This window comes from Ideonella sp. (assembly GCF_044358605.1).
GTDB lineage: Bacteria > Pseudomonadota > Gammaproteobacteria > Burkholderiales > Burkholderiaceae_C > Ideonella.
On record NZ_JBIKNQ010000063.1, the window covers coordinates 20,874 to 31,870 of the forward strand.

At 64.0% G+C, this 10,997-nt stretch carries 8 protein-coding genes; all 8 read right to left on the reverse strand.

The genetic code is table 11. The features are described from left to right. Positions 1-32 precede the first annotated feature (32 nt). The 8 genes from ACIQ3Q_RS18875 to ACIQ3Q_RS18910 all read right to left on the reverse strand — a co-directional run bounded on the left by ACIQ3Q_RS18875 (position 33) and on the right by ACIQ3Q_RS18910 (position 10,500). Positions 33-416 (reverse strand): hypothetical protein, encoded by a 384-nt coding sequence (locus tag ACIQ3Q_RS18875; protein ID WP_396270740.1) that lies wholly within the window; start codon positions 414-416, stop codon positions 33-35. 46 nt (positions 417-462) lie between these two features. Then, positions 463-3,582 carry an efflux RND transporter permease subunit gene (locus ACIQ3Q_RS18880; RefSeq protein WP_396270741.1) on the reverse strand — a complete coding sequence of 1,040 codons (3,120 nt, stop codon included), beginning with the start codon at positions 3,580-3,582 and terminating at the stop codon, positions 463-465. Position 3,583: 1 nt separating this feature from the next. Beyond that, the gene (locus ACIQ3Q_RS18885; protein ID WP_396270742.1) at positions 3,584-4,696 is read right to left on the reverse strand and encodes an efflux RND transporter periplasmic adaptor subunit; all 1,113 of its coding nucleotides are present in this window, start codon (positions 4,694-4,696) and stop codon (positions 3,584-3,586) included. Continuing rightward, positions 4,693-5,247 carry a hypothetical protein gene (locus ACIQ3Q_RS18890; protein ID WP_396270743.1) on the reverse strand — a complete coding sequence of 185 codons (555 nt, stop codon included), beginning with the start codon at positions 5,245-5,247 and terminating at the stop codon, positions 4,693-4,695. The genes ACIQ3Q_RS18885 and ACIQ3Q_RS18890 overlap by 4 nt, the downstream gene beginning before the upstream one ends. Positions 5,248-5,294: 47 nt before the next feature. Then, positions 5,295-6,590 carry a TolC family protein gene (locus ACIQ3Q_RS18895; protein WP_396270744.1) on the reverse strand — a complete coding sequence of 432 codons (1,296 nt, stop codon included), beginning with the start codon at positions 6,588-6,590 and terminating at the stop codon, positions 5,295-5,297. Positions 6,591-7,223: 633 nt separating this feature from the next. Then, the gene (locus ACIQ3Q_RS18900) at positions 7,224-8,438 is read right to left on the reverse strand and encodes a lipid-transfer protein (protein ID WP_396270745.1); all 1,215 of its coding nucleotides are present in this window, start codon (positions 8,436-8,438) and stop codon (positions 7,224-7,226) included. Between the two features lie 73 nt (positions 8,439-8,511). Continuing rightward, entirely contained in the window at positions 8,512-9,036 is a 525-nt protein-coding gene (locus ACIQ3Q_RS18905) for a hypothetical protein (RefSeq protein ID WP_396270746.1), read from the reverse strand. A 777-nt stretch (positions 9,037-9,813) separates the two neighbouring features. Next, positions 9,814-10,500 carry a DUF4145 domain-containing protein gene (locus ACIQ3Q_RS18910; RefSeq protein ID WP_396270747.1) on the reverse strand — a complete coding sequence of 229 codons (687 nt, stop codon included), beginning with the start codon at positions 10,498-10,500 and terminating at the stop codon, positions 9,814-9,816. Positions 10,501-10,997 lie beyond the last annotated feature (497 nt).

Genomic DNA, 10,997 nt, shown 5'->3' on the forward strand with positions numbered 1-10,997 from the left:
CGACGCATGGCCTTTGGGGGGCAGACGCCCCACTACTTGATCGCGAATCGCACGGTGGCGGGTTTGCCCGCCCCAGTCACGACGGCGACGGCCTTGGTGCCGGGGCCTACCTTGAAGCTGCCCGTGGCTTCCAGCTTCGCCCCGGCAGGTTTGAGCTGAATCTCTTGGGCTTCGGTGCCGGTCAACAGTGTGATCTTCGCGTTGGCCTTGGACACATCCACTGCTTTGCCATGGTCGCGCAGATAAAGCTGGATCAGGCTGGACTTGGCGACTAGTTCGTAGTCGATGTCCTTGATGTCGACCACCACGCCGCCGTGCATCGGCTTGTGTTCGTGCGCGTGATCGTGCTGGCCTGCGGCAAAAGCAGAGCCGACCAGTGCGAGGGCGAGGGCGGGGAGAAGGGCTTGGGGTTTCATCGTGAACCTTTCGGGTGGGAGGGAGGGAGGGAACAGGGAGAGGCGCTCAAAGCGCTTCGGCGTCCCGGTCGTTCATCAGCGCTTGGGCCGGCTTGCGCCCGAAGAGCCAAAACATCGCGGGCGTCAGGAAGGTGTCGAGCAGGGTGGAGCTGATGAGCCCAGAGAAGATCACCACGGCCACCGGGTGCAGAACCTCGGTGCCGGGCTGTTCGGCTTCGAACAGCAGCGGCGCCAATGCGAAAGCAGTCACCAGCGCCGTCATCAGCACCGGGCTCAGCCGCTCCAGCGAGCCGCGCAGAATCATCTGCTGGTCGAAGGACTCGCCCTCGAAGCGCATCAGGTTCACGTAGTGGCTGACCTTCAAAATGCCGTTTCGCACCGAGATGCCGGCCAGCGTGATGAAACCCACCAGCGCTGCCACGCTCAGTGGTTGACCCGACAGCCACAGGCCGATCACGGCGCCGACCAAGGCCAGCGGGATGTTCACCATGATCAGCGCCGACAGCACTGCCGACTTGTAGCGGCTGTACAGCACCACAAACATCAGCGTGAGCGACACGATGGACAGCAGGCCAACCAGCCGAGAGGCTTCTTCCTGCGCCTGGAATTGCCCTCCCAGTGTGATGAAGTAACCCTCGGGCAGTTGGGTCTCGGACACCACCTTGCGAATGTCGGCCACGACCTCCGACAGCGCCCGTCCGGACGCATTGGCCGACAGCACGATGCGGCGCTTGCCGTCGTCGCGGTTGATCTGGTTGGGGCCGTCGCCGTCCTCGATCGTGGCGATCTTCGACAGCGGGATGCGACCGTTTGGCGTCTCGATCAGGACTTGGCCCAGACCTTCGACCGAGCGTGCTGACTCCGGCAGTTTGACCACCAGCGCGAAGCGTCGGCTGCCCTCGACGATCTGGGTGATCTTCTCGCCTTCGACCAAGGCCTGCAGCGTGTTCAACACCTGGGGTGCTGGCACGCCGTACTGGGCCGCCGCCGCATAGTCGACGCGCACCTTGATCTGCGGCGCCAGCACCTGCTTTTCAATCTGCAGGTCGGCAAGGCCCGGAATCGAGGCCAGCTTGTTCCGCAAGGCATCTGCCTGCCCGCGTAGGGCGTCAAGATCTTCCCCGAAGATTTTGATCGCGATTTGCGAGCGTACGCCGGAGAGCATGTGGTCGATTCGGTGCGAGATGGGCTGGCCAATCTCAAGTGCTGCAGGCAGGTTCACCAAGCGTGCGCGGATGTCGGCCTTGATCTCGTCCATGCTGCGGGTCAGCTCGGCAGCGGGCTTCAGGCCTACGTCCAGTTCGCTGACATGGACACCTTCGGCATGCTCGTCCAACTCAGCCCGTCCACTGCGCCGGCCGACGTGGGTCACTTCCGGCACCTGCTTGATCTGCACTTCAGCCTGGCGCGCCAGCGCCGAGGTTTCGCTGAGCGTCACACCGGGGTTCAGGCGCAGCCCAATCAGCAGCGTGCCCTCGTTGAAGGGGGGCAGAAAGGTCGTGGGGAAGAAGGGCACGGCAGCCGCAGCCAACAGCACGGCCGCACCCGCCGCCGAGAGGGCGGCCTTGGGTCGATCCAGAATGCTCTGCAGGCTGTGGCGGTAGCGCGCCTTCAACCATGCCAGGACTTTGGTGTCGCCATGGTCCAAGTTCTTCATGCGCGGCAGCAGATAAAGGCTCAGCACCGGCGTCACCGTCACCGACACGATCAATGAAGCCAGCGTAGACACAATGAAGGCGATGCCCAGCGGCACGAACAGCTTGCCTTCTAAGCCCGGCAGCGCGAACAGCGGGATGAAGACCAGCACGATGATGACCGTGGCATAGAGAATGCCAGAGCGCACCTCCATGGACGCTTTGGCCACCAGCTCGATCGGATGCAAGCGACTCAAGGCGCCGTTCGCCCGGTCGGCCTTGAGTCGGCGGATGATGTTCTCCACATCGACCACGGCGTCATCCACCAGGCCGCCAATGGCAATCGCTAGCCCCCCAAGCGTCATGGTGTTGATCGACAGTCCGAAGTAGCGGAACACCAGCGCTGTCACGCAGATGGACACGGGAATGGCCGTCAGCGCGATGACGGTCGGTCGCACGCTGCCGAGGAAGAAAAACAGGATCAAGGCCACAAAGATCGACGCAGCCATCAGCTTGCCCTGCAGCGTGGTGATCGAGGCTTCGATGAAGCTGGCCTGGCGGAAGGTCACGCGCGGTGCCTCCATGCCAGCGGGCCAGGAGGCTTTCAGTCCCATCAGCGCGTCCTCTATAGACTTGGTGAGCGCGATGGTGTCGGCGGTCGGCTGTTTCTGGATCCCGAGGATGACGGCGGGCTTGCCCTCGAACCCCGCATCACCGCGTTTGGGCGCAGCGGCAAACGTGACGTCGGCGATTTGCCGCAGCAAGATGGGCTGGCCGTTCTTCGCGGAGAGCGCGAGGTTCTTCAGGTCATCAAGCCGGGAGGTGCGTCCGAGGTGACGGATCAGGTACTCGCGACCGTTGAGCTCTAGGAACCCGCCGGAGGTGTTGCTGGAGAAGCCCTTCAACGCGCCTTCGAGCTGCTCGTGCGTGATGCCCAGTTCCGCCATGCGTGCCGTGTTGGGCTGCACCTGGAACTGCCGCACCTCGCCGCCGATCGGGATGACCTGTGCCACGCCCGGCACCGACAGCAAGCGCGGGCGCAGCACCCAGTCAGCGTACTCGCGCACGACCATCGGGCTGACTTTGCTCGGGTCGACAGGGATCGCGATTTGCATGATCTCGCCCATGATCGAGCTGATCGGACCCATGCGCGGCACGACGCCTTCCGCGAGGCCTTCCTCCATCGAGGACAGCCGCTCCGACACCAGTTGCCGGGCGCGGAAGATGTCGGTGCTCCAGTCAAAGGTGACGTAGAGGAAGGACAGACCGGCCGACGAGGTCGAGCGGACCGACTCCACGCCGGGCAGCCCGTTCATCGTCGTCTCGAGTGGGAAGGTGATGAGCTGCTCCACCTCCTCGGCGGCCATGCCGCCGGCCTCGGTCATGATGGTGACCGTGGGTTTGTTGAGATCGGGGAACACGTCCACTGGGGTGGTCGTGAGCGTGAATGCGCCATAGGCCATCAGCACCACGCTGGCGATGATCACCAGCAGCCGGTTCTTCAGGCTGCTTTCGAGAAGCCACTTGAACATGTCAGCGCACCTGGTTGATGAGGGTCGCGCCTTGCGTCACGACCCGGTCGCCCGATTCCAGCCCCGAGGTGACTGCGGCATGGATGCCATCCAGCGGCTCGGTCGTCACGGTTCGGGGTTCGAAGCGCTCCGGCGCGACCTTGACCCAAACGACGGTCTGGTTGGCCGGGCTTTTCATCAGCGAGGCCATCGGCACCGAGATGCCTTTGAGCTTGTCCTTGGTTTGCACGAACACGCGCACCGGCTGGCCGACGGCCAGCAGATGGAGCGCAGCACCTTGGGCGCGGAAGGTCAGCGGCAGCGCCTGTTCGCGCAGACTGCGCGAGGCACCGATGAAGGTCAGCGGAACGCGCTGGCTGCCCACGGCCATGGTCGCGGCCCCGATGTTGGCAGCCATGGCAGCGTCAAAGGTGAGTGCCTCGATGTGCAGGCGCGAAGGGTCCACGATCTCGAAGACCAGTTCACGGGCGTCGACCACCTGGCCGGCCACCGCATTGGCGGAAGCGATCACCCCGGACACCGGCGCGACCAGCGCCTCGCGCGCGGACAGGCCTGCTCCGATGGCGGCGATGCGCGCCGTCAGGCTGGCAGCCTCACTCTCGGCAGCCTCGATCTCCTTGCGCGGCACGGTGTCGGCCAGCTCCTGCAACCGCGCGATGCGCTTGTCGGCCAGGCTCTTGGCGGCACGCAGCTCGGCGATCTGCGCGGCCTGATTAGAGCGTTCGATGGGTGCTGCCGATGGCACGACAAAGGCCAGCACTTCACCCTTGCGCACCACTTGCCCGGGGCTGGGCAGGCCACGCGCCCCAGGCTCGATGCGGCCACCGTTCAGCGGCTGCACCTTGCCCCCAGCGTTCGGGTCCATCAGCACCTTGGCGCTGAGTTCCACGGTCCGAGGCAGCTCGGCGGCTTCGGTGGCGAGGGTGCGCACGCCCCACTGGCGCTGTGCCGGTTTGGGCAGCAAGACACTGCCGTCGGGCAGGCGCTGTGGCCCATTGGCGTTGGGCGCGGCGGGAGCGTCACCGTGGTCATGGCCTGCGCCCGCATGGGCGGGGGCCATCCCGGCCGAGGCCATGAGCAGCAGGAGGCTGGAGGTGATCAGGGCGCGCTTCATGCTGCACTCGCTGCGCGAAGGCTGCGCCGGCGCATCACTCGACCGCCGCTCCAGGCGAGCAAGGCCAGCGCAGCCAAGCCGCCGGTGCCCCAAGCTGCGTATGCTGACCACGCGGGTGTGTGAACGGCATCGTCGCCATGACTCGCAGGGTGAATGTCGAGTTCACCCGCCAGCAGATCAAGCTCCACGCCTGCGGTCACCTTCGCCGTGACGGGCAGCACACCTTCCACGGGGGCTTCGTGCAGCATGACCGCGTACTCGTCTGCGCCGCGCTTCTCAGCCTTGTACTTGGTGCCGTCGATGTCGAGCTCGATCTGCGCCTCGCGCACCGGGCTGTTGTCGCCAAAGCGATCGAGGTAGAGCGTGATCTGCTGGCCGCTGAGCACCCCGACGAGTTCAAAGGTCTCGGAGACCGCCGCGAAGCGCGGCAGCGCCTGCTCGACTGCGGGGCTGCTCGCCTCGCTGTGGTCATGGCCTTCGCCCGCCCATGCGGAGGGGCCAAAGAGGGTGGCCGTCACAAGCAGTGCGGCCAGGGGGTGTGTGAGGTTCATGGTCGGATTCCTGAAGGGTTCTATGTGGGGCGCTGCAGCGAAGAGCGTCAGGGAGGCAGCAGGCCCAGGGCCTGACGCCACGCGGAGATCGCTGCCGCGAGTTCGATGCGGGTGTGTGCAGCCTGGCGGTCGGCCTCGGCGGATTCACCCTCGATACGCAGACGGGTTGGAAGATCGGTTTCGCCGAGCCGGAAGGACTTCTCGAAGAAGCTGCGCGATTCGCGGGCGAGCTGTGCGCGGCGCTCTGCCGCCGCGAGCTGACGGCGAGAGCTGTCCACCCGGACCATCGCGGCCTCGCGCTCCGCGATCAAGCGCTCGCGCTCTAACGCCAGTTGCGCCTGGACTTCGCTTGCTTCGGCCCGCGCGCTGGCGATCCTGGCTTCAAAGCGCGGGCCGCCGCCGAAGGGGATGCGAAGGCCTAGCGTGAGGGTCTGCTGCGCCGCCTCGCCCCAGGCGCTGCGGTCGCGCGTGGTGGCCAGCATCAGCTCGGGATTCGCGCGCGACTGTGTCGAGGCCAGCATGGCGGCTCGCTCGACGACGGCCGCACGATCCTTCAAAGCCTGCAGAGCCGCGTGCGCTTCCAGGCTCGCTGCAGCGACGCCTGGTTCAGGCTCCGCCAAGGCCGCTGCGGCCTTGCTCGGTGCGACGACCGTGCCAGCCAGCGCACGCAATGATTGCCGAGCTGCGGCAAGACCGGCCTCCGCCTGGGCCATGCCGGCTTCGGCACTTGCGACGGCACCGTCGGCCTGGTGTTGGTCGGCGCGGGCCAGGTCGCCGGCCCGGGCGCGCCGGGCTACGTCAGCGGCAATGCGGCGGGTGTTGTCGAGGTGCTCGCTGGCGCTGTCAACGTCGATGCGGGCACGCTGCCATTGCCACCACGCTTCGCGCACGATGGCGGCGGTGCGCAGCTGCGCAGCGGTGGCGTGGCTCTCCACGGCCGCGCCAATGGACTCGGCAAGTGCCGCGCTTCTGTCTCGCTCGCCGGGCAGCCAAAGCGGCACGGTGACACCGACCTCCTGTTCGCGCGCCCCCTGGCGGCGGTTCAGGCGGTCGGTCTTGTGGGAGAGTTCCAGGGCCGCCGGCTCCGGCGTCCAGGCTTTCGCGGCGGCTTGCTCGGAGCGAGCCGCATCGCGCCGCGCCTGCAGGGCCATGGCTTCGGGCTGGCGAGCCCAGGCGGCGTCGAAGACTTGCCGCAGGCTCACCAAATTTGCTGCACTCGGGGGCGCTGCCGACGCAGCCGGCACAGAAACGGTCTGCGCCTTCACAAAGAGGCTGCAAGCAGCCAGGGTGGCTGCCGCACCCGCGTGCCGCAGCCAGGTCATCAACAGAGTTCTTGATGTCATCCGATGCTCCAGGGTTGAAAACAACTCACGGGAGATCGGCAAGCGGCGACCAGGAGGTCGCGTCGTGCCCAAAGGCGCCGCAGCTTGCGGCGCCGCCTCAGGCGCGAACGGGCTTTAGAGAAGGAAGAGACCCGCCTCGCCGATCAGGCGAGGGGCAGCCACTGAGGGCGTTCGGGCCGGGTCGGTGCGTGCGCACCACCAGCTTCGTCAAGAGAGGCATTGGGGTGCGCTGTCAAGGTGGTGCCGGGCAGGCCCGGCGGCACCATGAGCATCACGCCGCAGTAGCCGTGACAGTGACCACAATCCGGGTCAGTGGCACCGAGTGGCTGGTCACCGGGGGCATCTTCGGGCGCATCTGGTACCGCAAAAGGCTCGGCGTTGCTGCTGGACCCGGCGGGATGCTGGTGCTCGTGATGACCGAAGTGTGTTGCGCCAACTTGCTCTTCGTGCCCGCAATACGAGGCCACGGCCGCCCAGCTGAACTGGAGCGGCAGAAGGGCCAGCAGGAGAATGGCGAGGACTCGGCGCATGGGGCGGGAGTCTAGCTGAAGCCTGGGTGGCCCCATCGCTATCAAGGCGACAAGCGTGTGGGGTTTCACCGCCGCTAGGCGCGGATGTACGAGCCGTTGTGGCTCACACCCGCTCGTACAGCGTGACCACGCAAGCACCACCCAGCCCTAAGTTGTGCTGTAGCGCCAAGCGCGCACCGTCGACCTGACGCGCACCGGCTTGGCCGCGCAATTGCTGAACCAGCTCGGTGCATTGCGCCAAGCCCGTGGCGCCCAGCGGGTGGCCTTTGGAGAGCAGGCCGCCCGAAGGGTTGGTGACGTAACGGCCGCCATAGGTGTTGTCGCCGTCGTCCACAAACTTCTCGGCGCCGCCCACCGGGCACAGGCCCAGAGCTTCGTAGGTCAGCAATTCGTTTTGCGCAAAGCAGTCGTGCAGCTCCACCACCTGCACGTCTTCAGGCCCCACGCCTGCCGCTTCATACACCTGCTGCGCCGCGCTGCGGGCCATGCTGAAGCCCACCACCTCGCGCATGTCGCGGCTCTCAAACGTGGCCGGGGTGTCGGTGGTCATGGCTTGGGCGCGGATGCGCACGTCGCGGCGCAGGCCGTGCTTCTGGGCAAAGGCCTCGGAGCAGACCAAGGCCGCTGCCGCACCGCAGGTAGGCGGGCAGGCCATCAGGCGCGTCATCACACCGGGCCAGAGCATGGGCGCGGCCATCACCTCTTCGGTGGTCACCACTTTCTGGAACAAGGCCAGCGGGTTGTTGGCGGCGTGGCGGCTGGCCTTGGCGCGGATCTTGGCAAAGGTGGTGAGCGGCGTGCCCCACTGCTGCATATGGGCCAGGCCTGCGCCACCAAAGTAGCGCAGGGCCAGCGGGATCTCGCCATGGCCCACCAGGGCATCGGTCTCGCGGTCAAACCACTCAAAGGGGCTGGGCCGGTCGGTGAACTGGGCGCCTAAAGCGCCGGGGGTCATGTGCTCAAAGCCTAGCGCCAGGGCACAGTCGACCGCGCCGCTCTGCACCGCCTGGCGGGCCAGGTACAAGGCGGTGGAGCCCGTGGAGCAGTTGTTGTTGACGTTGATGATGGGCAGGCCCGTCAGGCCCACCTCATAGAGCGCGCGCTGCCCGGCGGTGGAGTCGCCATAGACATAGCCCACATAGGCCTGCTGGATCAGTTCATAGCCCAAGCCCGCGTCCACCAGGCAGGCTTGCACGGCCGCAGCGGCCATCTCGGGGTAGGGCTTGTGGGCGCCGGGCTTGGCAAAGGGGATCATGCCCACCCCGGCGACCAGCACCGGGCGCGCTGCCGCAGCAGCCATAGATGAAGCAATCGTCATGGTGTGTCTCCTGTGCCGCCAGCCTACCACCCCGCCGGGGCAGGGGGCTGTCGTTCAGGAAACGGCGGGCCGATCAGGGCTGCTTGGGCGTGATCTCAAAGGTGCCGTTGTAGTCGTCAAAGCAATCTTCGGCGCGATGGCGGTCTTCAAAGCGCAGGCCGTCTTTTGAGGCGTCTACCAGGCACAAGCCATTGCCGCATTGCACGGTGCTGCCGGGATAGGCGGCCTGCACGGTGAAAAAGCGCTCATAGAAATGCACGCCCCGTGAGGTCGGCCAAGTGAAACCGATGGGGTTGCCGGAGCAATTGAAGTTGGTGTGCTGGGCGGCAAATCGGATGCGCTCGACCTTGTTCTTGGCGTTGAAAAACACCGTGATGTCCTGAATGCTCGGCGCGATCCGGAAGGTGCACTCAGTGGCTGGCTTCTTGCAGGTCTTGGAACGCTGCAGCAACTGCTTGCGCGGCTGGCCCAGGTAGACCGCATCGTCCGTCAGACCACGGCCTTCGATGATTTGCCATTGCTCCACCGGGGTGGCTTGAGCGGCCAAGCTCCCCATAGCGAGAGCTAAGAAGCCAAGGGCGTGAAAAATCTTACTCATGTCTGCTCCAATGAAATGTGAGTTTCTGTCCAGAAATGGCTGCATCAAACATGAGGCAACCTATAGGGTGAGTACCCGTGGGGGGATGTGCGGTTGCAGGCGCCTTCGGCACACAAGTGCAAGGACCCGATCAGCCTGTGGCTGGTGTGGCGCAAGAGCGTGTCGGCTGGCAAAAGGCCATCGGGGCCTTGGTCAACAAGAACGCTCGCATCGTGTGGTGTGTGATGACACGAGGGGATAGGTTTGATCCCAACCATTTGCCCAAGCGGTCCGTGGCTTGCCAAGAGGCTGCCGCAGCATGAAACACATCAACAGCTTTTGACAAACAGGCGTGCGCGCAAGGATGTGCTGACAGGTCAGACCGGCGGCAGGTGAACTCGATAACCCTTTTGTGCTGGCATCGCGCCAATTGCACGAGCAGCGAATAGAGCCCCGCCGAGCGCGCTGGGCACAGTGGCCCAACGCCTCGCCAGGCACAAACCGTCCTCAGAACGCTTTGTGTCCGGGCTGGGCATCCTGGGCCGAGGCCAAGCCTCAGCAAGCCCGACACTACAAATGCAGTCTGTCTCTCTCCGCTACAAGCTAGCGCACAAGCCGAACTTCAGTTCAGAGCCAATGCTCGGCCAACTCGATAACCCTTCTGCGACAGCACTGTCACGCCGAGCCAATGGAGCCCGGGCATCGGCTCACCCTCAAGGTTGCAGGTACCGCTCTAGAAGGAAAACCATTACGGCTGCTACTTGACTCACCGGGAAGTCCCACTAGAAGGGTTAGCAATCAAGGCACCACAAAGTGCTGAAGCTTGTCTTTGGAACCGGCGTATAGGTCTAGCTTGCCTAGCGTGAGCTTTGTGTATGCGCCCGACGTGATTTGATCGACAAGATACTTCTCATGTGTGGCGAAGTAGCCGTGGAAGCGGCGCATCTCTTTGCCGAGGATTTTTGCGAGAGGTACCTCTTCTCCGGCGGTGAAGGTGGGCAGCTTTTTCTCCAGGAGAGACAAGAACTGTGTCGACGTTTTTATGATGGTTTCCAGCTTCCCGTCAGCTTCTCCGTCCAAGATGTAGATGTTGACGAGCAGATGCTCAATGATGCGCAGCGCGATAAGCAAATTCTTTGAATCTGCGTTCTTGATCTCGTGCGCTGCATCATTCCCCAGAAACCGGATGGCATGCAATCGCTCAGCATCCGTTTGCGAGATTAACCCCGCCTTTGCAAGCCCATCTATCCGTTTGTCGAGTGTCTTTCCACTGATGCTGCGGTCATTGCAGATTGCCTCGATGGTGGCGCGCAGGCCAATGCCTGCGAGGATATTTGAGCCGTCCTTTGTCGCTTGTACGGACTGGGTGTAGATCTCTCGAACTGTCTCGGGTAGATCCCATACGTCATCCAGTTCCTTGTGTCCTTTTAGCACGCTCGGAAAATGGTAGACGTCTTCGGGAACATGCCATTCATCGTCGTCCACTGGATACGCGGCTTCAATATCTCGAACGACCTTGCGAAAGCTAGTCGTACGACAGCCTCGACACTTGACTATCTGGTGATAAGTGTCGATTCGATACTCTTCGCCACTGGAATCCATGTGGGAACAAAGAATGTCGTGCCAAGTGTCCCTGTCGCACGAGGCGCAGGTGCTGTACACCTTCTTTTGAGACTCTCCCTCGGAATTCATACTCCTCCTTGATTGGTAACGTAGAGCTAACCGGCGCTGCGTGGCTTTATCGCGCAGCGTCTAGCGACTGAAAGGAGCGAGGTTGAGCGCCGGGTTAGCCGTCACCGCCAACCTCCCACAAAAAAATGTCGAATACACGCTCCTTGAACCATGACTGCTTGGCTAGCTGTCAAGCCCCGGGAGATCATTCACACGTTTTGTGAAGAGCTTGGGGTGTGAGGCGTGCCATTTTTTCAGGGCCTCGATGGGGGTCTGGTGGTTGAGGGCGCGTTGAGGAATTCGATGGTTGT